Here is a 24,737-nt window from a genome sequence, read left to right on the forward strand (position 1 = left end):
GAAGATGGAGCTGGCCTTTTAGCCGTAGCTCTTGACCCTGTCCAGAAACACGGAATTGGGCCAATTCGCGCTTTGCACCGGCACTTGCGGGGCCGCCCAAACGAAAACCGCCGGCGCGAAGGCCGGCGGTTTGGAACGCGGTACTACGGAACTCTGTTACTTAAGCATTGACTAATAGTCTGGATTTATGGCCAAATTCTGGCCGTTGCCTACATCGCGCCGGCTTCGTCCTCAAAACCGTCGTCGCCATTGCCCTCGGAGCCACCATTTTCGAGGAACTTTTCGGCGATCAATCCGGCATTCTGCCTGAGCGCCAGCTCGATCTCGCGCGCGGTATCGGGATTGTCGCGCAGGAACAGTTTCGCATTCTCGCGGCCCTGGCCGAGACGCTGCGAATTATAGGAGAACCAGGCGCCCGATTTCTCGACCACGCCGGCCTTGACGCCGAGGTCGACCAGTTCGCCGGTCTTGGAGACGCCCTCGCCATACATGATGTCGAACTCGACCACCTTGAAGGGCGGCGCCAACTTGTTCTTGACCACCTTGACGCGGGTCTGGTTGCCGACGACCTCGTCACGATCCTTGACCGAGCCGATACGGCGGATGTCGAGGCGAACCGAAGCGTAGAATTTCAGCGCGTTGCCGCCGGTCGTGGTTTCGGGCGAACCGAACATGACGCCGATCTTCATGCGGATCTGGTTGATGAAGATGACCATGGTGTTGGAGCGCGAGATCGACGCGGTCAGCTTGCGCAGCGCCTGGCTCATCAGGCGGGCCTGCAGACCCGGCAGCGAATCGCCCATCTCGCCCTCGATCTCGGCACGCGGCGTCAGCGCCGCCACCGAATCGACCACCAGCACGTCGATGGCGCCGGAACGCACCAGCGTGTCGCAAATCTCCAGCGCCTGCTCGCCGGTGTCGGGCTGCGAGATCAGCAGGTTCTCAAGATCGACGCCGAGCTTGCGGGCGTAGACCGGATCGAGCGCGTGTTCGGCATCGACGAAGGCGCAGATGCCGCCCTTCTTCTGGGCTTCAGCCACGGTGTGCAGGGCCAGGGTCGTCTTGCCGGAGCTTTCCGGCCCATAGATCTCGATGATACGGCCGCGCGGCAAGCCACCGACGCCGAGCGCGATGTCGAGGCCGAGCGAGCCGGTCGGCACCGTTTCGATCTCGACGACCTGCTCGTTGGCGCCGAGCCGCATGATCGAGCCCTTGCCGAAAGCCCGCTCGATTTGCGACAGCGCCGCATCCAGAGCCTTTGATTTGTCCACTGCCTTATCCTCTACCAGCCGCAAAGAATTCTGAGCCATGATACATCACCCCTTGGTCGTCAATGAAGGCCGGACAATCCGTGATCCCTGCCATTTTGTACCTTTTTTGTTCTCATTTGGCAAGGGGTGACAACCAACTGAAAAACAAAGGATATCGCGATTTGTTCTTTTTTTGTCTCGCAAACCCTGGCACGAACGGGCTCCGCATTGGGCCAGACGGCTCGATCGTATCGCCCGACCGAATCGCCGACCAGCATGCGAAGCTCTGTCGCGCACTCTAGCGCTTGTGCGGCCGCAACAACAAAGGTCATATCGCCACCATGGTGGAATCCCCGAAGATCCTGGCCGTGGGCGGCGCCCATATCGACCGGCGTGGCCAGGTGTACGGTCCCTATGTGCCGGCAGCCTCCAATCCCGGCACGATGCGCGAGGATGTCGGCGGGGGCGTCTTCAATGCGTTGCGCAGCATGGTGCGGCGCGGCGTGTCGGCCTCCCTGGTGTCGATGCGGGGCGGCGATGCGTCGGCCGATACGGTTTCACGGGCCATCGCCGAGGCAGGCATCGCCGATCTTTCGGCGGTGTTCCTCGACCGTACCACGCCGAGCTACACGGCATTGATCGATCGCGAGGGCGAATTGATCGTCGGCTTTGCCGACATGGCACTGTACGACCTGGCTTTTCCCAAGCAGATCAGGCGTTCCAAGATACGCCAGGAGGTGGCCGCCGCCGATGCCATCCTGTGCGACGCCAATCTGCCGTCGGCCGCCCTGGAGCGGCTGCTGTCGCTCGCCGCCGGTAAACCGGTTTTCGCCATCGCGATTTCGCCGGCGAAGGTAACGCGGCTGATACCGGTTCTCGGCGGGCTGGCCCAGCTCTTCATGAACCGGCGAGAGGCCGTCGTGCTGGCCGGTGTCAATGCAGCGGCCGCCGAGCGGGAAATGGTCGACGGGTTGCGGTGCAGCGGCCTTGCCAGCGGCGTGGTCACGGCAGGCAGCGGCCCTGTGCTGGGTTTCGATGAGACAGGCGCCTTTTCGATCCTGCCGCCTGCCCCCAGAAAAGTCGCCGATGTCACCGGCGCCGGCGACGCGCTGGCAGGTGCAACGGTCGCAGCACTGCTGCGGGGCCAGCCGCTGCGCCACGCCGTGCGTGAGGGCGTCGCCGCGGCAACGCTGGCCATCGAAAGCGCCGACGCGGTGCCCGAATTCACCGCGGCGAGCTTCGCGGAAGCGCTGGCCCTTGTGCCGGATGCCAGGGAAGTGGCATGAGACCCGGCAAGTTCATAACGCGCGGTGAAGCTACGCTTTCCTGATGGATGCGCCGCACTCCGGATTGGAGATCAGAGATGACGCCAGAGACCGCCCGCCCCTTCATCGATGTCCACGCACCGGTGGCGCAGGCCCTGGCCGCCGGGCGCCCGGTGGTGGCGCTCGAAAGCACCATCATCACCCATGGCATGCCCTATCCCGACAATGGCGCCATGGCGGCCAACGTCGAAAAGATCATCGCTGACGGCGGCGCCGTGCCGGCAACCATCGCGGTGGTCAACGGCCGCATCAAGATCGGGCTTTCGGACGGCGAACGCGAATCGCTGGCGATGACCGGTGACGCCATGAAGCTGTCGCGCGCCGATCTCGGCTTCGCCGTCGCGCAGGGCCGCACCGGTGGCACCACGGTCGCCGCCACCATGATCGCGGCTGACATGGTCGGGATAAAGGTGTTCGCCACCGGCGGCATTGGCGGCGTGCACAAGGGGGCGGAAAAGAGCTTCGACATCTCGGCCGACCTCGATGAATTGGCGCGTACACCGGTGATCGTCGTCTCGGCCGGCGCCAAGGCGATCCTCGACATCGAAAAGACGCTGGAAGTGCTGGAGACGCGCGGCGTGCCCGTGGTCGGCCATGGCTGCGAGACGATGCCGGCCTTCTGGTCGCGGCAGTCACCGTTCCGGGCGCCATTGACCTTGCACGGACCGGAAGATATCGCGCATTTCTACCGGACACGCCTGGCTCTGGGCTTGGGCGGCGGCATGCTGATTGCCAACCCCGTGCCGGAGAACCAGGAAATCCCGGCCGAGGAGATGGCGGGCTATATCGAAGCCGCGCAAAAGGCGGCCGAGGCGCTCAACGTGACCGGCAAGGCGGTGACGCCGTTCCTGCTGGGAAAAATCCTCGAACTCACCGGCGGCCGCAGCCTGAAGACCAACATCGCGCTGGTCGAGAACAATGCAAGGCTGGCGGCTGAGATCGCCAAGGCGCTGTAGGGACTGCCAAGAAAGTCCCCCTCACCCGGATTGCCAAGACCGAATTGCAAAGAGCAATTTGGGGCAATCCGACCTCTCCCCGAGGGGAGAGGAACTTGCGGCCTCAACGCAAACCTCTTCTCCCCCCCGGGGGAGAAGGCGGCCGCGAAGCGGCCGGATGAGGGGGCGGCCTCGCGCTGGCGGGAGCCTACTTCCCCGCCCGCCGCCCAGCCTCATAGGCGCGTCGCGCCCACACCGTCATTTCGTCGGGATCGTCGAAAGCGCTGTCGGGAATGCTCCAATAGGGCATGGCGACAAGCTTGCCGTGGCGAGAGCCGGTGTAGGTCCATTGCCGGCAGCCCGCGGCTTCGAACTCCGATTCGCTCTGCGCGTCGGCTTTCAGCAGCAATTCGCCGCGCAGCACGATGGCGACGATGACGCCATCGAAATAGATGCCTTTGCCGCCGAATAGTTTTCGGATGCTGACCGGACCGAGGCCCTCGAACAGTTCTGCGATGCGCTCATTGTCCATGCCGCGATCATGTCACCGGCATTTGGCCTTGTCATCGCCGCAACCAAAATCATGCTGACAGGTTGTGGCTATCCTGTCGGAGTTTTAGCCATGCCTGTGCTGCTCAAGGGGTCCTGTCGCTGCAACGCCGTGCGTTTCGAGGTGGAAAGCCACACGCCCGTGCCGTTCATGCTGTGCTACTGCTCGATCTGCCGTAAGCAGCAGGGCGGCGGCGGTTTCGCCATCAATCTCGGCGCCGCCTACGAGACGCTGAACATCAGGGGCAAGAGCAATCTCGGCGTCTATCGCGCCGAGATCGAGGATGACGAGCATCCCCACTGCGAGATATCGACCGGGGAGCGCAATTTTTGCCGCAAATGCGGGTCGGCGCTCTGGCTCTACGACCCAACCTGGCCGGACCTGGTGCATCCCTTCGCCTCGGCGATCGACAGCGATCTGCCAACGCCGCCTGAAAAAGTGCATCTGATGCTGAAATACAAGGCCAACTGGGTCGAGCCTGAGATCGGCAAGGGCGACAAGACATTCGACGTCTATCCCGAGGAATCGATCGCCGATTGGCATAAGCGGACGGGGATGTGGGTGGATTAGCTTTCTTCGCCCCGTAAACGGGGCGAAGGAAGATCAGGCCGTGGCGCGCGCCTCGGCCAGCGCCTTGAGATCGGCCGGCTTCAGTTCGACGGATTCGCCGCAGCCGCAAGCCGAACTCTGGTTCGGGTTGTGGAAGGTGAAGCCGGTACGCAGCGTCGTCTGCTCGAAATCCATCTCGGTGCCGAACAGAAACAGGGCGGCTTCCGGCGCGACATAGACATGCGCGCCGTCGCGCTCGATATGGTCGTCCTTTGTGTTGGGCTCGGTCACCAGATCGACCGTGTATTCCATGCCGGCGCAGCCGCCCTTCTTGATGCCAAGGCGGATGCCATGCGCGTTGTCGCGCGTGGCGACGATCTCACGCACCCGGTCGGCGGCCTTTTCGGTCATCGTGATGACGGCAAAGCGTCCCATGCTTTTTCCTTCTCCATTCCATGCAGGTTCAAGGCCTGCCGAATGATTCCTCACCTAAATGGTGAAGTTTTACCACTGGCGCAAGTGTGCCAGGTGCGGCGCTAGTACCAGCCCACCGCCACCTGCGCCTCTTCAGACATGCGGTCGGGCGTCCAGGGTGGGTCGAAGGTCATGTTGACTTCAACGCCGGAGACGCCCTCGACGGCACCGACGGCATTTTCCACCCAGCCGGGCATTTCGCCGGCCACCGGGCAGCCAGGCGCGGTCAGCGTCATGTCGATCTTGACCGAGCGGTCGTCCTCGACGTCGATCTTGTAGACGAGGCCAAGCTCGTAGATGTCGGCCGGGATTTCCGGGTCGTAGACCGTCTTCAACGCCGAGACGATGTCGTCGGTCAGCCGCGCCAGTTCATCGGCGGGAATGGCCGAGGCGGAAACGACGCTGTTGCCGGCGGCTTCCGGCGTAGCTTCGGTGGTGGTGCTCACATCATCCATGGTCGTCACCCGAAAAAATCGTCATCCGAAGAATTTGCGCGCTTTTTCAAGCGCCTCGGCCAAAGCGTCGACTTCTGCCCTGGTATTATACATGCCGAACGATGCCCTGCATGTGGAGGTTACGCCAAAGCGTTTCAACAGCGGCTGGGCGCAATGGGTGCCGGCACGGACCGCCACGCCTTGCCTGTCTATCACCATCGACACGTCATGGGCATGAATGCCTTGCAGCTCGAAGGAGATGATGGCGCCCTTGCCGGGCGCATCGCCGAAGATGCGCAGCGAGTTGATGGCGCGCAGGCGCTCGTGGGCGTAGGTCTTCAAGTCTTCCTCATGCGCGGCGATGCGCTCGCGGCCGACAGAGTCCATGTAGTCGAGCGCGGCGCCCAGTCCGATCGCCTGGACGATCGGCGGCGTGCCGGCCTCGAAGCGATGCGGCGGCTCGTTGTAGGTGACGATGTCTTCCGTCACCTCCTCGATCATCTCGCCGCCGCCCATGAAGGGCCGCATGCCGGCGAGACTATCCTTCTTGCCGTAGAGCACACCGATGCCCGAGGGACCGTAGACCTTGTGGCCGGTGAAGACGAAGAAATCGCAATCGAGATCCTGCACGTCGATCGGCATGTGCACCGCGCTCTGGCTGCCGTCGACAAGCACCGGAATTCCACGCGAATGCGCGATGCGCACGATCTCCTTGATCGGTGTCACCGTGCCCAGCGCGTTCGACATCTGCGTGATGGCCACGAGTTTAGTGCGATCGGACAGCCGCTTTTCGAATTCCTCGATGTGGAAGACGCCGAGATCGTCGACCGGCACCCAGACCAGCTTGGCGCCCTGCCGCTCGCGGATGAAGTGCCAGGGCACGATGTTGGAGTGGTGCTCCATGATCGACAGCACGATCTCGTCGCCCTCGCCGATATTGGGCATGCCATAGCCATAGGCGACGGTGTTGATGGCCGACGTCGTGTTGGAGGTGAAGACGATGTTGTCGGTGCTTGGCGCGTTGAGGAAACGGCGCACCGTTTCCCGCGCCTTTTCGTAAGCGTCGGTGGCGGCATTGGACAGAAAATGCAGGCCGCGATGGACGTTGGCGTATTCCTGGGAATAGGCGTGCTGGATCGTGTCCAGCACCACCCGCGGCTTCTGCGCCGAGGCGCCATTGTCGAGATAGACCAGCTTCTTGCCGTAGACTTCGCGCGACAGGATCGGGAAGTCGCGGCGGATCGCCTCGACGTCGTAGAAATCTCCAATCTTGCCCGGTGCGTTCATCAGCTTCACCCGTGCGTCACAAACCACTCGTCGAGCTTCGCTTCCAGCGCCTCGACAATCGTCTCGTCGTCCAGTTCCTCGATCACCTCGGCGACGAAGGCCTTGACCAGCAGACCGCGTGCGCTCTTTTCGTCGACACCGCGCGCCATCAGGTAGAACAGATGGTCGTGGTCGATCTCGGTCACCGTCGCGCCGTGGCCGCAGACGACATCGTCGGCGAAAATTTCGAGCTCGGGCTTGGTCGAGAACTCGCCGTCATCCGACAGCAACAGCGTGTTGCACGCCATCTTGGCGTTGGTCTTCTGCGCATATTGATGGACGTTGATGCGGCCCTGGAAGACGCCACGCGCCTTGCCCGTCACCACGTTGCGGACGATCTCCGTCGAGGTCGTGTGCGGCACGGCGTGGTCGAGCACCATGGTGACGTCGGTGTGGGTGTCGCCGGCGAGCAGGTTGATGCCGCGCAATTGGAAGTCGGCGCCCTCACCTGTCGTCCTGACCATGATCTCCTGGCGCACAAGCTTGCCGCCGGCGTTCATGACGAACAGCGTCAGTTTCGCGTTCTTGCCGATATGGGCCTTGAACTGTGCCAGATGCGTCGCAGTCTCCGGCTGCTCCTGCACGATCAGCCACGTTACCTCAGCACCTTCGCCGAGCACGAGTTGGCTGACCGAACTGGTCAGCGCCGCGCCCTCGCCCGCCTGACGCTCGACGATGACGGCCTTGGCGCCGTCGCCGACGCGAGCGGCCAAGCGCACATGGGTCTGGCCGCCGGCCTGCAAATTCTGCAGCTCGACCGGCTTTTCCAGTTCGGCGCCATCGGCGATGTCGACAAAGTAGCCGTCGGCAACGAAAGCCGTGTTCAGCGCACCGATGGCATCGTCATTGCCATAGGGATCGAGGCCCGGCGCGATGCTGCCGTCAATCAGCTTTTCCGACAGGCGCTGGACGCTGACGCCTTCGACAACTGGCGCCTTGGCACTCGATACGCCGTTCAACAAGCTTAGAACCGTCGAACCGTCGACGATTGGCGCGATGGCTTTCGCCGTGGCGGCCGGGTCGAACTCCGGCACCGCGTTCAAAAGGCGGCGCAGGTCGGTATAATGCCAGGATTCGATACGTCGCGTCGGCAAGCCGTGCTTGATCGCTTCGATGGCATCGTCGCGCTTCAGCATCACCGCGCCGTCGCCCGGCAACAGCGACAGCCGGTCGCCGAACGCGTCGATCAACGCTGTCTCGGCCGGTGTGCGCTGCGGTTGTGTGTGCATATTCATCAGCTTTGCCCCGTCTTTTGGCACAAAATGACCTGGCATCTCACGCGGCTTCGCCGATCACACCGGCATAGCCATTGGCTTCAAGGTCGAGCGCCAGGGACTTGTCGCCCGACTTGATGACCTGGCCCTTGTAGAGCACGTGCACGCTGTCGGGCACGATGTGCTCGAGCAGGCGCTGATAGTGGGTGATGACCAGGAATGCCCGGTCCGGCGCCCGCAGCGCGTTGACGCCGTCGGAGACGATCTTCAGCGCATCGATGTCGAGGCCGGAATCGGTCTCGTCGAGCACGCAGAGTTTCGGCTCCAGAAGCTTCATCTGCAGGATCTCGGCACGCTTCTTCTCGCCGCCGGAAAAACCGACATTGAGCGGCCGCTTCAGCATCGCCATGTCCATGCTGAGCGAGGCGGCGGCTTCCTTCACGCGCTTGAGGAATTCCGGGATTTTCAGCGGCTCTTCACCACGCGCCTTGCGCTGCTCGTTCATGGCCACCTTGAGAAATTCCATGGTCGCGACGCCCGGTATCTCCATCGGATACTGGAAAGCGAGGAAAATTCCTGACGTAGCGCGCTCGGCCGGATCCATTTCAAGGATCGACTGGCCGTTGTAGAGGATGTCGCCTTCGGTCACCTCATAGTCCTCGCGGCCGGCAAGGATGTAGGACAGGGTCGACTTGCCAGAGCCATTCGGGCCCATGATCGCGGCGACCTCACCGGCTTTCACCGTCAGGTTCAGGCCGCGGATGATCTCGGTGCCGTCATCGACGATGCGGGCGTGCAGGTTCTTGATCTCAAGCATTCTTTGTTTCCTGAATATTTATCTGGGCTGGTCAGCCCACCGAGCCTTCCAGCGAGATGCCGATCAGCTTCTGCGCCTCGACGGCGAACTCCATCGGCAGTTGCTGGATGACGTCCTTGACGAAGCCGTTGACGATCAGCGCGATGGCTTCCTCCTCGGGGATGCCGCGCTGCATGACGTAGAACTTCTGGTCCTCGGAAATCTTCGACGTGGTCGCCTCATGCTCGAACTGCGCCGTCGAGTTCTTGGCTTCCATGTAGGGCACGGTGTGGGCGCCGCACTGGTCGCCGATCAGCAGGCTGTCGCAGTTGGTGAAATTGCGGGCATTGGTCGCCTTGCGGTGCGCCGAGACCTGGCCGCGATAGGTGTTCTGCGAGAATCCGGCGGCGATGCCCTTGGAGATGATGCGGCTCGACGTGTTCTTGCCGAGATGGATCATCTTGGTGCCGCTGTCGACCTGCTGATAGCCGTTCGAGACGGCGATCGAATAAAACTCGCCAGAGGAATCGTCGCCGCGCAGGATGCAGCTCGGATATTTCCAGGTAATGGCGGAGCCGGTCTCGACCTGCGTCCACGAGATCTTCGATCGGTGGCCTCGGCAGTCGCCGCGCTTGGTGACGAAATTGTAGATGCCGCCCTTGCCCTCGGCGTCGCCGGGGTACCAGTTCTGCACGGTCGAATATTTGATCTCGGCATCGTCGAGCGCCACCAGTTCGACCACCGCGGCGTGAAGCTGGTTCTCGTCGCGTTGCGGCGCCGTGCAGCCCTCGAGATAGGAGACGTAGGCCCCCTCCTCGGCGATGATCAGCGTGCGCTCGAACTGTCCGGTGTTCTTCTCGTTCATGCGGAAATAGGTCGACAGCTCCATCGGGCAGCGCACCCCCTTCGGCACGAAGACGAAGGACCCGTCCGTGAACACGGCCGAATTCAGTGTGGCGTAGTAATTGTCAGAGGTCGGCACGACCGAGCCGAGATATTTCTTCACCAGTTCGGGATGCTCGCGGATAGCTTCCGAGATCGAGCAGAAGATGACTCCGGCCTGCGCCAGTTCCTTTTTGAAAGTGGTGACGACGGACACGGAATCGAACACGGCGTCGACGGCGACGCGGCCCGACTTGTAGACATTGTCGCTGGCTTCCTCGAACTCCGAGGCGTCGGTCTTCTGGACGCCTGCGAGGATCTCCTGCTCCCTCAACGGAATGCCGAGTTTCTCGTAGACTTTCAAGATCTCAGGATCGACGTCGCTGAGCGAAGTCGGTCCGGGCGTGCTCTTGGGCGCCGCGTAATAGTAGATGTCCTGGAAGTCGATCTTGGGATAGTTGACGCGCGCCCAGGTCGGCTCTTCCAGCGTCAGCCAGCGCCGATAGGCTTCGAGGCGCCATTCCAGCATCCAGGACGGTTCGTCCTTCTTGGCCGAGATGAAACGAATAATGTCTTCGCTCAGGCCCTTGGGAGCCTTGTCGACGGCGATCTCGGTCTGGAATCCGTATTTGTATTGGTCGACGTCGATCTTTCGGACCCGATCGATCGTGTCCTGCACAGCAGGCATAAGCGTTCTCCATCCACGCCGGGGTCAAGGCCCGACAGTTTTCAAACTATGGCACCGCCAAATGGACGCCCGAGCAGCATCCGCGGCAGCGTAAGTTCAATATAGTGCGCCTCCACCGGAAATTCACCCGGCCAGCATGAAACGCACGGCTCTACCAGGCCGAAAGGCCCAAATCCGTTTTTCTCAAGCATCGGATTCTCCGGTCCGATGCTCCAACCGCTAGGCGGCCTTATCTCTACCCGCCCGACGCGCGGCAATGCTTGCCAGCGCGGTGCGGAACAGTTCGATGTCCTCGGCGGCGGTCGCGGCACCGACCGAGACGCGCAGGGCGCCAAGGCTGTCGCCGTGCCCCATGGCTTTCAGCACATGGCTCGGCCCGACCTTGCCCGACGAGCAGGCGGATCCGGCGGAAAGCGCCACGCCTGCCAGATCGAAGGCGATCTGGGCGGTTTCGGCTTTCACGCCGGGAATAGCGAAGAATGTCGTGTTGGCAAGCCTTGGCGCGTCCGTTCCGAAGATTTCCACGTCCGGCACCAGCGTCTTCAGGATGGCTTCGGCCTCATCGCGACGCTGCCGCACGGCACCGACGGCCTTCAGTCCGGCCAGGGCTTCTCGTGCAGCGGCGCCAAACCCGGCAATGCCAGGCAGGTTCTCGGTGCCGCCACGGTGGCCTTTTTCCTGGCCGCCGCCATTGATCAGCGGCGTCGGCATCATCAGGTCGGCCGCGGCGACGATGGCACCGGCGCCCTTGGGGCCGCCGATCTTGTGTGAGGACACAATCGCATAGTCGGCGTATCCAGCCGCCATGTCGATCGAGACGCGGCCAGCGGCCTGCACGGCATCGACGACAAGAATGCCGCCCTCCGCCTTGACGATTTCGGCAATGCGATCGATCGGCTGGATGACGCCGGTTTCGTTGTTGGCGGCATGGATCGCCACCAGCGGCAGACCGTCGGCCTTGTCGTGGCCGGCGAGCGCCGCGGCCAAGGCGTCGAGGTTGACGATGCCATCGGCGTCGACACCGATCCGCTTTACCTGGCTTGCCGGGAAACGTCCGCCATTCAGCAGGCACGGATGGTCGGCCTCGCACACGTAGAGCCGGCTCATGCGAATGGCGCCGCGCCCCATCCGCCAGTCCGGCGTCAGAAGCGCCGAGGCGGCCTCGGTCGCACCCGAAGTGAAGACGACATGTTCGGCCTTGCCGTTGACCAGTGCCGCCACGTCGCGCCTGGCATTGTCGACGAGCCTGCGCGCGGCGCGCCCCTCGGCATGGACCGAAGAAGGGTTGGCCGCATCAAACGCCGCGACCATGGCCTCGCGCGCCGCTGAAAGCAGCGGCGCACTGGCATTATAGTCGAGATAGGCGCGTCTCGCGGCCATTTTTGTCCAGTTCTTCCCGTCAGAAGCCATTCCGCCGACGTATGGCGTTATTTCCTTGAAATTCCAAGGCAAGCCGTCCTATTTACGCGGCTTGCGGCGAGGGCGACCGGGCGATTGCGTTTCGGCCACCCAGTTTTGAACAATTCTAAACTAGCTTCTATGAAGACGCTCGCCCTGCGTCAAGGTCTGTGGAAGCGGGGCCAGAGGAACAGTTTTCCGGGCACCGCGCACTTGTATGTCACGTGGAGTATTTCATGCCTGAGGTCATTTTCACCGGTCCGGCCGGCCGCCTGGAGGGACGCTACCAGCCCTCGCGGGAAAAGAGCGCGCCGATTGCCATCGTGTTGCATCCGCACCCGCAGTTCGGCGGCACGATGAACAACAAGATCGTCTACGACCTCTTCTACATGTTCCAGAAGCGTGATTTCACCACGCTGCGCTTCAATTTTCGCGGCATCGGCCGCAGCCAGGGCGAGTTCGACCATGGAACCGGCGAGTTGTCGGACGCGGCGGCGGCACTCGACTGGGTGCAGTCGCTGCATCCGGATTCCAAGAGCTGCTGGGTCGCCGGCTATTCCTTCGGTTCGTGGATCGGCATGCAGCTGCTGATGCGCCGGCCCGAGATCGAGGGCTTCATCTCGATCGCACCGCAGCCCAACACCTATGATTTTTCCTTCCTGGCGCCCTGCCCGTCTTCGGGCCTGATCATTCATGGCGACGCCGACAAGGTGGCGCCGCCGAAGGATGTGCAGGGCCTGGTCGACAAGCTGCATACGCAGAAGGGCATCACCATCACGCAGAAGACCCTGCCCGGCGCCAACCACTTTTTCGCCAACGACGCCGATCTCTTGATCGAGGAATGCTCCGATTATCTCGATCGACGGCTGGCGGGAGAATTGTCCGATCCGAGGCCGAAGCGGCTGCGTTAAGACATCTGGCCAGGCGTGTTCGTGGGGCTATGAGCGGGCGGACAATGTCCGCTCCTCGCCATTTGGCTTGCCACGATACGGTTCGGCAGCGACTTATTTTTCTGGGGCAATAAGCCGGAACGATGATTTGCGGACCGGCAATCCTGAAGCTGCCGGCCGGAAGATGAAACCGAGCCTGGCAAAGACCAGTCCGCAGGCCACCGCGAAGGCACAGCCGAGGCCGAAGCCGGCGACGGTGTCGCTCGGATAGTGCGCGCCGACGAATATCCTGGTCGAGGCGATGCAGCCGGTGACCACAAGGGCGATATACCAACGCCGCGGAAACAAAAGCAGCAGGATACCGAACACGGCGCCCATCGTCGTGGCGTGGCCGGACGGAAAGCCGGCAAAGCGCGCATCGAAGGCAAAGGGGTGGAGTGCAAGGACGCCAAAATCCTGGAAGTAGAGCGGGCGCGCCCTGCCAATGGCATATTTCAAGACATTGACGGTCAGGCCCGACAGGCCAACGGCGCTCAGCACCAGAAAAGCCAGACAAGTCCAACTGTAGACCAGCATCAGCGCGCGCCGCGAAAGGCTTCGCCAATCCGTCAGATTGGCCGCGACAAGCAGAAGCGCGGACGGGATGAGATACCAGCCGCCCAGTCCGAACTGTGTGAAGAATTCGGCAAGCCTGGCGGCACCCGCCGACCATTGGCCATGGGCTACCCCCGCCGGCGTATCGAGACGAACAAAGGCGGCTGCCGTCAGAAAGACCCAGACCAGTCCCCACGCCCACCATGAGATGTTGGGATAGCGAGCGGGCCGAACGGCGAGGCGCCGCCTTGCGATCCGCAGGGTGTCGCGAAAATTGTCGAGGGACCGGCGTCCTATCCCGAGGAGGGAGCTGGTAACTGGTGGGCGTGATTTCACGAGCATTGGAAACTGGACTCTGTCATCGACCCAGCCGTCATTGGGCCACACGATAAAGGCCGAGCGACAGTTTGTCTCCCGACGAATAGTTGAGGCCATCGATTTCAGCGACGCGGTTCACCGATTTGCCTCGCACCGACAGCATGCCATTCAGCTTCTGCTCATCCCCGATCGGGGCCAGCCCCAAGGCACAGGCAGGATCGGCGAGCAGGTGCTCCGCCACGCCTCCGACATCGGTCAGCACCGTTTTCGTGCCGACCAGAAACACCAGGCTCGGCTCCTGATACCGCGCCGAGGCCAGCACCGTTGTGTCGCATGCCTGGTTGGCAAGCACGGCTTGCCTGATCGCCGGGCTCAGCCACATCGGCTTCAGCGACGGCGCGATGACCCCGAACAGCAAGGCATAGGTGATGCCCGCGCAGGCGGCGGTGGCTCCAATGCGAGGCAGCGGCACCTGCAACTGCCTGGAAAATGCGAGATAACCGGCGCCCAGCGCTGACGCTGCCGCAGGAATGCTCCACCAGGAGAAACTGTGCGTAAGGTAGATCGGTGCCCCGATACAAACCGCGGCCAGCCCGAGGCTGACCACCACCAGACCGAACGCGGTCGACCACCACAACCACTGCTGCCAGCGCTTGAGCGGCGCATTGGCGTCCTGCGGCGACAACGTCAGCAGCCAGCCGATCAGCAGCGCCATGCCGGGATAGGCCGGCAGGACGTAATGCGGCAGTTTGGTCGGGATGAGTTCGAACACCAGCCAGAACGGAATGTACCATGCCAGGCAAAAGCGCAGCCTGAAATCGTCGCGCACACGATTGAGGGCCTGCAGGCCGGCGCCGACCGCGATCAGGCCGAACGGCCACATGAACAGCGAATAGGTTAGCATGTAGAAGCCAGGCGGCAGGCCGTGCGATTCCTCTCCCGACGCGACCTTGTTCAGCATATCCTTGCCGACGGCTTCCTGAAAAAAGGCGCCGCCGCTCTTCCAGCCGATAAAAGCGACCCAGGGCAGCACGATGAGCAAAACGAGCGCGACGCCGCGCACGAGCTTCAGCTTCAAAAGCCAGCGCCAGTCGCGTTCGAAAGCAAACAGCGCGGCCGCCGTCAGCAGTGACAGAAGCGGGGCCACGGGCCCCTTGATGAGGATCCCGACGCCTTGCGCGAACCAGAATATCCACGGCAGATGGCCGGCCACCGGCTCGTTGCGGCGCGACGCCAGGTAGACTTGCGCCAGCGCGCCCTGCGCGGCCACGCAACAGGCCAGAAGCATGGCGTCGGTTTTGGCGTCGCGTCCCTCGAACGCGGTTGCGAAGATCGCCGCCATCATCAGGCCGGCGGCAAGGCCGGCATTGGCGCCGAACAATTTTGTGCCCGTCCAGCCGATGCCCAGGACAGCGAGCGCGATTCCGAGCATCGAGACAAGGCGGTACACCCAGATCGGTGCGGCCGCGCCCTCGCCGCTCAATGCGACGGCAGCCGATTGCAGCCAGTAGATGCCGATCGGCTTCTTGTAGCGCGAGACATCCTGGAAGCGGATGTCGATATAGTCGCCGGTTTCGACCATCTGCTTGGTCGCCTGGACAAAGCGGGACTCGTCGCGGTCGATCGGCGGAAGGCTCGCCAAGCCGCTGAAACTCATCACCAAGCTGAACAGAAAGAGGAAGAGGTAGTTTCTGTTCATCGCGGGAGCTTTCCGGATCTGATCTGCGGGACGACCCCGTCGCGGCGTGCGGGCGCTGCCCTTGCGCGGCGCCTCATTACGCCAGCGGCATGGATGAGGCAAGGATTCGCAAATGCCATCCGCGCCGGCCGCAAAACCGGATTCCACTTTTGCTGATCGCGCTTGGGTGCTAAACGCGCGCGTTCACATATGCCCGCGCTGGACGGGCACACGCTTTCGGGAAAAAACCATGCCTGCCTTCAAATCCGATTTCCTGCGCACGATGAGCGAGCGCGGTTTCATCCACCAGACCTCGGATGATGCCGGTCTCGATCAACTCTTCGCCAAGGAGACGGTGACGGCCTATATCGGCTTCGACGCCACAGCCAGGAGCCTGCATGCCGGCTCGCTGATCCAGATCATGATGCTGCACTGGCTGCAGCAGACCGGCCATCGGCCGATCGCGCTGATGGGCGGCGGTACCTCGATGATCGGCGACCCCTCCTTCAAGGACGAGGCGCGCAAGCTGCTGACGCCGCAAGACATCGACGACAATCTTGCCGGCATCCGCCGCAACTTCATGCCCTACCTCAAATTCGGCAGTGGCCCGAACGACGCGGTCATGGTCAACAATGCCGACTGGCTGATGGAGATCAACTACGTCAATTTCCTGCGCGATGTCGGCCGGCACTTTTCCGTCAACCGCATGCTTGCGTTCGATTCCGTCAAGTTGCGGCTCGATCGCGAGCAATCGCTTTCGTTCCTCGAATTCAACTACATGATCCTGCAGGCCTATGATTTCGTCGAACTCTACAAGCGCCTCGGCTGCCGCCTGCAGATGGGCGGCTCCGACCAATGGGGCAACATCATCAACGGCATCGATCTCGGCCGCCGTATGGAAGATGCCCAACTCTATGCGCTGACCACGCCGCTGCTCACCACCTCGTCCGGCGCCAAGATGGGCAAGTCGGCGTCGGGGGCGGTCTGGCTCGATCCGCAGATGCTGAGCCCTTACGAGTTCTGGCAGTACTGGCGCAACACCGAGGATGCCGACGTTGCCCGGTTCCTGAAACTCTACACCACATTGCCGCTGGACGAGGTCGCACGGCTCGAGCGGCTGGGCGGCTCCGAGATCAACGAGGCAAAGAAGATTCTCGCGACCGAGATTACCGCCCATCTGCATGGCCGCGCTGCCGCCGAACAGGCCAGCGAGACGGCGCGAAAGACTTTCGAGGAAGGCGCTCTCGCCGACACTTTGCCGACCGTCGAGGCGGACAAGGCCGCGCTCGAAGCCGGTGTCGGCATCCTGTCGCTATTGGTCAGCGCCGGGCTGGCATCATCCAATGGCGAGGCACGGCGGCACATCCAGGGCGGCGCCGTGCGCCTGAACGACCAGCCGGTCAGCGACGACCGCCGACTGGTGACGCTTCAGGATTTGAGTCCGGAAAACGTCATAAAGCTTTCATTGGGCAGGAAAAAACACATCCTGGTCAGGCCGGCCTAAGGCCCTTGGAGCCGTTTCCCGGAAACGGCTCCAACTATGTGTCTTGAGGCAATTCCGGGCGGAAAACCGTTTCGCTCTAGCGGTACTCGAAGATCGACCTGAATATCCCCGGCGCGATCACCGACAGCGGATTGACGTCGAGCACCGGCTTGTTGGCATTGCCCCTGAGGCGGTAGGTGACGCCGATCAGGCCGCGGTCGCGGCCGTTGCCCAGAAGCGCGCCGACGATGGGCAGTTCGCCAAAGATGCGGTTGAGGCCATAGGCCGGCATGAAGGTGCCGGTCATATCCATATTGTTGTTCTGGTCGTAGAGGATGCCCTGGAAGGTCGTGCCGATGCGCGGGCCGCGCAGCACGCCATTGGTCAGCCGGAGATAGCCGCTGCCCTTGTCGATTTCGGCATAGCCGCGCTCGAACTTCACCCGCGACGTGTCGAGCTTGCCCTTCACCGCCTGGTTGAGGCTGCGGCTGTCGCCGGCCGGCGTGGTCGAGACGATGGAGGCGAGCTTGGGTTCGTTGACGATGAAGAAGTTGCTGGTGTCGACCTTGCCCTTCATCGGCCCGTCGTTGGCCCCGGTCAGCGCCAGCGTGATCGATCCGCCTTCCATGTGCTCATAGATGTTGAGGAACCGCAGGATGGCGCCGGCGTCCGCCGACTGCACATTGAGCGAACGCCTGCCGTCGCCGGTGGTGTTGCTGATGGCGATGGCGGCACCCGAACTCGCCGTCGCGCTGACCTTCAGTCCGTTCACCCGCGAACCGGCCGCACTGTAGTCGAGCTTCAGGTTGGAGAGTTGCTCGTCGTGGAAACCGGTGAGCTGATTGACGTCCGCACTGACTGAAATATTGTCTGTTCCTGTCGTTTTGGTCGCGGTGTCCACATCGGACGTGAACTGCTTGATCAACGAACGAGCATCAAGCGCATTGCCATTGATGCCGACCGCATAGCCCTTGCCCGATCGCTTCACCGACACGGAAACATCATCGCCCCGGTTCAGGGTGACCCTGCTGAACTTGGCCGACGACAGCGCGCCGTTGACCAGCACGATGCCGCCATCGATGGAGAATGTCTTGCCACCGAGGTCGAAGTCGGACAGCGTCGTGGTGTCGCCGGCCTTGGTCATGACGAAGGTGGCGCTGGCGGGAACCCCCGCCCCCTTGCTCCAGCCGGCCCAGGGAATGTCCAGCCTGGCATTGGTCAGGTCGACCGAAACGTTCTGGTTGCCGCTGCCGCTCTTGTCGATCGCGACCTTCACCGTTCCACCAAGCAGCGGCGTCAGGCCGGGCATGGCGGCGGCGCGGATCTTGTCGTCGAGCACAAGGGCGACTTTGCGACTGCGCGCCGGCCCGTCATCCGTCAACGGCTCGACGAGATCGAGTTCGGCCGGAATGCCGTTCAGCGATGCCTTGGCCGAAATGACAGCCTTTTGCGGGTCGACCGTGATCGAGCCGTCCGCGTCCGTCACGGCCTGCCCCTCGAACGGCTTGGCCAGGGACAGGCCGGTGTAGTCGAGCGACACCAGCCAATCGAGCTTCGCCGTATCGACGCCCGACTGCAGCGGAATGTCCGCCTTGACGTGGCCGGTGACGCTGCCGGAAAGATCCTCAGGCAGGATGCCGACATGGCGCATGGCGTTGATCGGTTCGTAGGAGGCAAGCTCGGCGACGGCCGGCGCCTCCCCCTCGACATCGATGTCGAGTGCGCCGATGACCGGCGGACGGTTGGCGGCCTTGACCGTCAGCGTGCCGTTGCTGGCCGCCACCGTGCGGCCACTCGGCATGAAGACGGTGCCCGACGACAAGGAAACGTCGACGTCGTTGCCGTGGAATCCGACCACGCCCACCGCGTCGCGGATCGGTGGGATGCGGCCGGCAGTGTCGAAACGCGCGCCTTCGATCTGGAAACGGCCGAAGACCTCGTCGGCGGAAAGCGGCACGCCATTGCCGAGGCGATCCGGCACCACCTGGAACTGGAGGCTGGCGTCGACCACGCGGCCGCCGAACAGATTGTTCAGCACCCAGAGCCGCGCATTGCGCGCCGAAAACCACGGCCACAGCTGTTTGACGTGCGAGACCGGCATGTCATGGATGTTGAGCGCCAGATTGACCCCGGGAGCCTTGCCCTCGACGAATTCCACAGCCGCGGTCCCAAGCACCTCGCTGCTCCCGGCGGACCGAACCGCGATCTGCTCGGCCACCAGTTTATGGCTTTGCGGCTGGTAGACGCCGGCGATGCGCGCCAGGAACATCAGCGCGGGCTCAGGCGATTCCGATGGCGCCAGGGTCGAACCGTCGCTGGTCAGATCGTAACGGTAGGAGGGTTCCTCACCAGCCACCCCGGTTGCTGGTTTTGGCCCGATCGAGCCGCCGAAATCGAATGAAGACCTGCCGGTTTTCAAGAGCAGCCTGTCCACCTGGATCTTGTTGGAGCCATAGACAAGCGTCGCATTGACATCGGCATCCGCCGGCAGCAGCCCGCGTGTGCCAAGATCCAGCACGGACCCGGTGGACGAAAGGGCGGCGGTCAAGCGTGATGCGGTGGCACCTGACCCCTCCGATCCTGTCAACTTCAGCGCGACGGCACCAAGCTTGCCGGAACCGGCAGCGGTGGCGCCGGCATCCGCCAGATTGATGCTGGCATCCAACGCCGTCACCCGATGCGCCGCGATGTTACGGGTGGCGGAAGCTACAACGGTGACTGTCCTGCCGTCGACGTCCGCGTCGGAGGTGAACTCCATGCCGCCCGGCCCCGACTGAACCACGGTGGCGTCGGCGATCTTGACCAGCTTGATCGATCCAGCGTCGGGCAACACGAACTCGACATTGCTGAGATCGATCCGGCGCATCGAATCTTCCCGCACGGCGTCGAGCGCACGATGGATGTAGCCGAACACCGCGTCCGACAGCTTCTCCGGATCGACGAGGCCGTTCTCGTTGCGCAGTGCCGCCGTCCAGTCGCCGCCGGACGGCATCGCCGCCATGACGATGCGAGCATCGGAGATCCTGGCGCTGGTCAGCCGCACCTCGCCCCACAAAAGCGGCACCAGGCGGATGCCGAAGCGCACACGCCCGGCATCGGCCATGGGTTTGCCGTCCGATGTCTTCAGGCTGACATCGCTCACCTGCAGCGCCACGAAGCTCGAACTGTCGAGCGTGATGCGGGCGGGCCCGACAGCGACATTGACGTCGACGCCCGCCAGCCTCTCGATGGCGCTCTCCGCCTCGACGCGCAGCCGGTCAGAACCAATGCCGGAAAGGCCGATGAGATAGACCGCCGTCGCGGCCAGCAGCATGAACGCGACCACGCCGGCAAACACTCGCGAAAGGATGCGAAAGCCGCGGCCGATCGCCGCCTGGCCAAGAGGCGGGACGCGGCACGCGGACGGCAGGGCCCCCAGGTCGGTGATTTCGTCCCGCCTGAACCGGATCTTCTCGTGCTGCGGTTGCTCCTGATCCACGCAATCTTCCGTTGTACAAACTCGCTCGTGGACGAATCCCCGGTCGACACTATATCGGTGTGGCTTCGCGCGTAACCTCAAACAAGGGCATCGATATGGCTGACCTCGAAGTAGGCGATCCCGCGCCGCAATTCGATCTGCCGCGGGACGGCGGCGGATCGCTCAGCCTGGCCGCATCCGCCGGCAAGCCAGTCGTGCTCTATTTCTATCCTCAGGATGACACGACAAGCTGCACGCAAGAGGCGATCAGCTTCTCGCGGCTGAAGCCGGAATTTGAGAAGGCCGGCGCTGTCGTCATCGGCCTGTCGCCCGACAGCGCCAAGAAACACGACAAGTTCAAATCGAAATACGATCTAACCATCGATCTTGCCGCCGACGAGGAGCGCAAGGTGATCGAGGCCTACCGCCTGTGGGTCGAGAAATCGATGTATGGCCGCAAATACATGGGCGTCGAGCGCGCGACATTCTTGATCGGCCGTGACGGACGGATCGCCAAGATCTGGCGCAAGGTCCGGGTCAAGGGCCATGCCGAGGCCGTTCTGGAAGCCGTTCGCGCGCTTTGAGCGTCGCCAAAGCACACGACGCAAACGACGATCGTGGCGCTATTCGTCAGGCACCGCGTCGGCTTTCGGCTGCCGCCGGGTCTTCCAGGACTTCGAAACATGGTCCACATGATCGGCCAGTGCGGCGAGATGACCGCGCAAGCCGCGCGCACCCATCATCGACGACAGCGCGACTGATTGCGTGGCGAAGCGGCGCTTGAAATCCTCGCCGCCGCAGAGAAAATCAATCGTGGCAAGGCCACGGTCGAGCGACCACTGGATATAGTCCATCATCAGCACCATACCCGGCGAGGCGCGCTCGTGTTCGGGATCGTAGGTGGTGACGAAAGCCATCATCGTGCCGTGCTGCTCGAAGTTGATCGAGACCGCGATGATCGTGTCGTCAAGCTCCAGCACGAAAATGCGCAACAGCCCGAGGTCGGCCAGCACGGAAATAAGCGCGGCGAGAACCGGCGAGCCCTCATCGAACAGATCCGAAGCGCGGCCATGCCGAACGAGCCAGAGCCGCTTCAGCGTCGCGACCCGCTCGAGCACCGGCTCGCGCGGGTCATCCGCATCCAGGAGGCGGAAACGCAATGCGCCGCTCTCTTCCATGAATTTGCGGCCGCGACGATAGTTCTGCCGGCCCTTTTTCGACAACGTCTCGAACCATTCCGCCCCACTCTGCCAGGGACCAGTGACACGATAGCTGATTTCACCGCGGTGGTTGGGCCGAAGCGCTTTGCCATGGGCCGGGTGCAGCAGGGCATGAACCCCGGCATCCGGCAGCAGACGGTTGAGGTAGATCAGGTCGAAGCCGCCCTGATCGAAGACATGCTGCCAAAGGCGGGAGATCGCCTGCGGGTCGCTGTCGGGTGCAACCAGCGCGTCGCCATAGTCACTGTGATCCTTCGCCGCCCATTCGAGCATGCGGATGCCGGAGCGCCTGAAGGTCGCGAGCGCTATCACGCCCTCGAGCCGGTCGCCGTTCCAGGCAAGCCCAATCCTGAGGGCGCGCCGCTCCTGATGCGGGGTGGTGCGCCACCAGGCCGCGATCCAGTCGGGATGCTGGAAGACAAGCCCGCCAGCCCGCTGCCAGAGCGCGCTCCAAGCCGGTGCGATCTCGGCCAGGCGCACCGCCGATGTCACGATTTCGAAGGTGCGTGTCCGCGGGATGGAGAGCGTGACGGGAGCGTTCATGGCCGTGTCCCTTCCGATGATCGCTCGGTCCGTGGCTGTCGCTTTCCAGGCCGGATGCGCCTGGCAACATGGCCCCACATCCGCTTCAGCGGCATGACATAAAGGCCGGCGAGCGACTGGTAGTCGCGCACATCGCGGTCGACCAGTCCGAACTTGAAGTCCTCGTCGGGCCTCGGCACGCACAATGTTCCGAAGAGCCGGTCCCAGAACGAGAAGAGCAGTCCGAAATTCTTGTCGTAGTGGCGCGGATCGACGCTGTGATGCAGCTGGTGCCAATGAGGACACAGGATCAAGTTGTTGAGCGGGCCAAACGAGATCTTGAAATGCGTGTGCCTGACGAAATCCATCATCAGGATGTTCCGCATGACATAGACGTTGACGCCAAAGACGGTCAGTTCGACAAGGTTCAGCGAAATCAGCGACCAAATGCCGAAGCACAGCCCCACGATGAGCCCGTCCCAGGCTCGGTTCAGCAACTCGTCGAGCGGATGGACCCGGTCCTTGGTGATCCCGACCAGCACCTCGGCCGAGTGATGCACCTTGTGCAATTCCCAAAGCAGGGGGTAGCGATGCTGGGCGACGTGATAGAGATAATAGGAAAAGTCGTAGGCGAGCAGCATGCTGATGGTGAAGATCAGCACCGTCACCGGTCCTGCCGGCCCCTCGATCAGAGGCGGCTGAAACTGGAACAGTGTCGAAAACAGCCAGTTGGTCCCGTAGCCCACCGCCGTGACGAAGACAATTCCGGCGGGCAGCATCAGGAAAGGCATCAGGGCCTTCCTGGTGATCCAGAACAGCAGGTCGGCCTTCGCGGAGGGATGGGTGATGACCTCATGGGGGACGACGAACTCGAAAAATTCCTTCCAGCTCTTCTCCTCGACCGTGCGCCAATAAGCCACGAGCGCGCTGACAAGGGCCGTCAGCAGCAAAAGCCCGGTCGCCAGCAGACTGGTGCCCGAAATCTTGTCGAGGATCTTGCCAACCAGGTCGTCCAGCATTCCTACCGCCACGGTGAATCCGAAATACCAGCAGGTCTTTACTCGAAAAGAGTCAATTAAATGCAATCGAATACAGTTAAGAAACCTGGAGCTTGCTCAGCGCGTGACTGACCGCTGCTGGCGGAACATTGGTGCTCCTCGCCAACGATTTCGCGACGTAGCGGCCGTAGCTGGCGATTTCCATGCAACCTCTCGCCTGCATTGCGTGCATTCGGCGTCGCGCTGCCGATACGGCAAGCCTTTGTTAACCCTAATAATGTGTAATCAGGCGGTCGTGGTGTCGTAACGAAAGCTTGGTCCCGTGAACGCAACCGGTCAGTCCGCAGTCTTCGGCAGGCGCAAGGAACCGCACACGATCATCATCGCCCGGGGCAACGAGATCAGGCACTTCACGATCCGCCCCTGGCTGGCGGCATTCATCGGTTCAGCACTCGCCGCCATTGCCATCGGCTACCTCCTGGCCACATCCTATCTCGTGCTGCGCGACGACCTGATCGGCGCCACCACGGCGCGCCAAGCGCGCATGCAGCAGGCCTACGAGGACCGCATTTCGGCGCTTCGCGCCCAGGTCGACCGCATCACCAGCAGGCAGTTGCTCGACCAGCAACTGATGGAGACCAAAGTCAGCGAATTGCTCGAGCGCCAGACGCAGCTCAGCCAGCGGCATGGCCGTCTCGGCCCACTGCTCGAACGCGCCGAAAGTGACGTTGGAACGGTGCCCGCCGAAGATCCGGCCGCGGCCGCCAAGCCGGACAAGCGCGCCGAGGTGACCGGCGGCATCAGCCAGCCAGCGCGGAATTACGCGATTGCCAGCCTGGGCGCGGATCTCGGCACCGCCGACACAAGGCCCTTCTCCTTGTGGTCGACCCGCACCGATCCGCTGCCCAGCGACTCAGCCGCCGATCGCGCCGACAGGCTGTTCGTCTCGATCAACCAGTCGCTGAAATCCATCGAGAATGAACAGCTCAGCCGCATCAACACGCTCGCGGACAACGCCTACAAAAGCGCCGATGCCATCCAGCAGGCGCTGCAGACGGCCGGATTGCCGGTCGACAGTGATTTCGGCAAGAACGAAAGCGATGTCGGCGGACCGCTGATTCCGCTCGACTCGTCGATGATCTTCGACAGCAAGGTCAAGGAACTGGACGAGGCGCTGGATACGCTCGATCACCTCAAGAAGGAAGCGCGCCGGTTGCCGCTTGCAAACCCTGCCCCTGGCCACTCCGTCACCAGTCCGTTCGGCGTGCGCACCGATCCCATTCTCGGCACGGCCGCGTTGCATTCGGGCATGGATTTCAGGGCGCCGATCGGCATGGCGGCCAAGGTCACCGCGCCCGGCATCGTCACCAAGGCCGGCTGGAATGGCGGCTATGGCCGCATGGTCGAGATCGACCATGGCAATGGCTTTGCCACGCGCTACGGACATCTCAGCGAGATCGACGTGACGGTAGGCGAGAAAGTGGACGCCGGCGCCGTCATCGGCAAGACCGGCAGCAGTGGGCGCTCGACCGGCCCGCATCTGCACTATGAAGTGCGTCACAATGGCGAGGCGATCGATCCGCTGCGCTTCTTGACCGTCGGCAAGAAAGTCGCCCAGTATCTCTAGCAAGATCAGCCGCTCGCTTGCTGAAGCCGGAGCCGTCGGTCCCGGTCGAGCACACCTCTCCTCGCCATGCGGTATCCCGCACCCCGTAAACCGCCATAGGATCGCGGCTCCTCCCGCGTTCCGGATTAT

General features: G+C 62.8%; 22 protein-coding genes. 8 read left to right on the forward strand and 14 right to left on the reverse strand.

Translation table 11 applies throughout. The features are described from left to right. Positions 1–209 precede the first annotated feature (209 nt). A complete protein-coding gene (gene recA, locus LB555_RS03820; protein WP_013895892.1) occupies positions 210–1,310 on the reverse strand; it encodes a recombinase RecA in 1,101 nt (366 codons plus the stop codon). A gap of 281 nt (positions 1,311–1,591) precedes the next feature. Between recA and LB555_RS03825 the strand changes: the two genes are divergently transcribed. Continuing rightward, positions 1,592–2,536 carry a carbohydrate kinase family protein gene (locus LB555_RS03825; RefSeq protein ID WP_015318160.1) on the forward strand — a complete coding sequence of 315 codons (945 nt, stop codon included), beginning with the start codon at positions 1,592–1,594 and terminating at the stop codon, positions 2,534–2,536. Between the two features lie 77 nt (positions 2,537–2,613). Next, a complete protein-coding gene (locus LB555_RS03830) occupies positions 2,614–3,531 on the forward strand; it encodes a pseudouridine-5'-phosphate glycosidase (protein ID WP_224682307.1) in 918 nt (305 codons plus the stop codon). 187 nt (positions 3,532–3,718) lie between these two features. Here the strand turns inward: LB555_RS03830 and LB555_RS03835 are convergent, their stop codons facing one another. Continuing rightward, on the reverse strand, positions 3,719–4,042 hold the full coding sequence (locus LB555_RS03835) for a TfoX/Sxy family protein (protein WP_224682308.1): 324 nt from the start codon (positions 4,040–4,042) through the stop codon (positions 3,719–3,721). 90 nt (positions 4,043–4,132) lie between these two features. On the opposite strand from LB555_RS03835, the gene LB555_RS03840 reads away from it, so the two are divergent. Further along, positions 4,133–4,630, forward strand: a complete 498-nt coding sequence (locus tag LB555_RS03840) for a GFA family protein (RefSeq protein ID WP_140662017.1) — start codon at positions 4,133–4,135, stop codon at positions 4,628–4,630. Between the two features lie 33 nt (positions 4,631–4,663). Here LB555_RS03840 and sufA read toward each other — a convergent pair whose 3' ends face one another. The 4 genes from sufA to sufD form a co-directional block, all read right to left on the reverse strand. Beyond that, positions 4,664–5,044 carry a Fe-S cluster assembly scaffold SufA gene (gene sufA / locus LB555_RS03845; protein ID WP_140662016.1) on the reverse strand — a complete coding sequence of 127 codons (381 nt, stop codon included), beginning with the start codon at positions 5,042–5,044 and terminating at the stop codon, positions 4,664–4,666. A 101-nt stretch (positions 5,045–5,145) separates the two neighbouring features. Further along, positions 5,146–5,538: an SUF system Fe-S cluster assembly protein gene (locus LB555_RS03850; protein WP_023773197.1), complete on the reverse strand. Its 393-nt coding sequence runs from the start codon at positions 5,536–5,538 to the stop codon at positions 5,146–5,148. Positions 5,539–5,559: 21 nt separating this feature from the next. Then, positions 5,560–6,804: a cysteine desulfurase gene (locus tag LB555_RS03855; protein WP_140662014.1), complete on the reverse strand. Its 1,245-nt coding sequence runs from the start codon at positions 6,802–6,804 to the stop codon at positions 5,560–5,562. A gap of 5 nt (positions 6,805–6,809) precedes the next feature. Then, on the reverse strand, positions 6,810–7,805 hold the full coding sequence (gene sufD / locus LB555_RS03860; protein WP_224682309.1) for a Fe-S cluster assembly protein SufD: 996 nt from the start codon (positions 7,803–7,805) through the stop codon (positions 6,810–6,812). A gap of 34 nt (positions 7,806–7,839) precedes the next feature. On the opposite strand from sufD, the gene LB555_RS29470 reads away from it, so the two are divergent. After that, a complete protein-coding gene (locus tag LB555_RS29470) occupies positions 7,840–7,908 on the forward strand; it encodes a hypothetical protein (RefSeq protein ID WP_411908821.1) in 69 nt (22 codons plus the stop codon). 210 nt (positions 7,909–8,118) lie between these two features. Here LB555_RS29470 and sufC read toward each other — a convergent pair whose 3' ends face one another. From sufC to LB555_RS03880, 3 genes are all read right to left on the reverse strand, one after another. Continuing rightward, complete coding sequence (sufC, locus tag LB555_RS03870) at positions 8,119–8,874, reverse strand: Fe-S cluster assembly ATPase SufC (protein ID WP_015318168.1); 756 nt, start codon at positions 8,872–8,874, stop codon at positions 8,119–8,121. A gap of 31 nt (positions 8,875–8,905) precedes the next feature. After that, the gene (gene sufB / locus LB555_RS03875; RefSeq protein WP_224583009.1) at positions 8,906–10,423 is read right to left on the reverse strand and encodes a Fe-S cluster assembly protein SufB; all 1,518 of its coding nucleotides are present in this window, start codon (positions 10,421–10,423) and stop codon (positions 8,906–8,908) included. 219 nt (positions 10,424–10,642) lie between these two features. Then, positions 10,643–11,803, reverse strand: a complete 1,161-nt coding sequence (locus LB555_RS03880) for a cysteine desulfurase family protein (protein WP_224682310.1) — start codon at positions 11,801–11,803, stop codon at positions 10,643–10,645. A 254-nt stretch (positions 11,804–12,057) separates the two neighbouring features. On the opposite strand from LB555_RS03880, the gene LB555_RS03885 reads away from it, so the two are divergent. Continuing rightward, complete coding sequence (locus LB555_RS03885; protein ID WP_015318172.1) at positions 12,058–12,732, forward strand: alpha/beta hydrolase; 675 nt, start codon at positions 12,058–12,060, stop codon at positions 12,730–12,732. 93 nt (positions 12,733–12,825) lie between these two features. Here LB555_RS03885 and LB555_RS03890 read toward each other — a convergent pair whose 3' ends face one another. Continuing rightward, a complete protein-coding gene (locus tag LB555_RS03890) occupies positions 12,826–13,647 on the reverse strand; it encodes a phosphatase PAP2 family protein (RefSeq protein WP_224531434.1) in 822 nt (273 codons plus the stop codon). A gap of 31 nt (positions 13,648–13,678) precedes the next feature. Next, positions 13,679–15,322 carry an ArnT family glycosyltransferase gene (locus LB555_RS03895; protein ID WP_015318174.1) on the reverse strand — a complete coding sequence of 548 codons (1,644 nt, stop codon included), beginning with the start codon at positions 15,320–15,322 and terminating at the stop codon, positions 13,679–13,681. A 229-nt stretch (positions 15,323–15,551) separates the two neighbouring features. Between LB555_RS03895 and tyrS the strand changes: the two genes are divergently transcribed. Beyond that, a complete protein-coding gene (gene tyrS, locus LB555_RS03900) occupies positions 15,552–16,805 on the forward strand; it encodes a tyrosine--tRNA ligase (protein WP_224682311.1) in 1,254 nt (417 codons plus the stop codon). A 76-nt stretch (positions 16,806–16,881) separates the two neighbouring features. On the opposite strand, the gene LB555_RS03905 is transcribed toward tyrS, so the two are convergent. Beyond that, positions 16,882–20,262, reverse strand: coding sequence for a DUF3971 domain-containing protein (locus LB555_RS03905; protein ID WP_224682312.1), 3,381 nt, complete (start codon positions 20,260–20,262; stop codon positions 16,882–16,884). A gap of 95 nt (positions 20,263–20,357) precedes the next feature. Between LB555_RS03905 and LB555_RS03910 the strand changes: the two genes are divergently transcribed. Continuing rightward, positions 20,358–20,825, forward strand: coding sequence for a peroxiredoxin (locus tag LB555_RS03910; RefSeq protein WP_015318177.1), 468 nt, complete (start codon positions 20,358–20,360; stop codon positions 20,823–20,825). Positions 20,826–20,864: 39 nt separating this feature from the next. On the opposite strand, the gene LB555_RS03915 is transcribed toward LB555_RS03910, so the two are convergent. Then, complete coding sequence (locus tag LB555_RS03915) at positions 20,865–22,004, reverse strand: GNAT family N-acetyltransferase (RefSeq protein WP_015318178.1); 1,140 nt, start codon at positions 22,002–22,004, stop codon at positions 20,865–20,867. Next, on the reverse strand, positions 22,001–23,002 hold the full coding sequence (locus LB555_RS03920; RefSeq protein WP_224682313.1) for a sterol desaturase family protein: 1,002 nt from the start codon (positions 23,000–23,002) through the stop codon (positions 22,001–22,003). The genes LB555_RS03915 and LB555_RS03920 overlap by 4 nt, the downstream gene beginning before the upstream one ends. 301 nt (positions 23,003–23,303) lie before the next feature. On the opposite strand from LB555_RS03920, the gene LB555_RS03925 reads away from it, so the two are divergent. Beyond that, positions 23,304–24,608, forward strand: a complete 1,305-nt coding sequence (locus tag LB555_RS03925) for a M23 family metallopeptidase (protein WP_224531439.1) — start codon at positions 23,304–23,306, stop codon at positions 24,606–24,608. Positions 24,609–24,737: the final 129 nt, after the last annotated feature.

It is taken from the genome of Mesorhizobium sp. BR-1-1-10 (assembly GCF_020165595.1).
Classification (GTDB): domain Bacteria; phylum Pseudomonadota; class Alphaproteobacteria; order Rhizobiales; family Rhizobiaceae; genus Mesorhizobium; species Mesorhizobium australicum.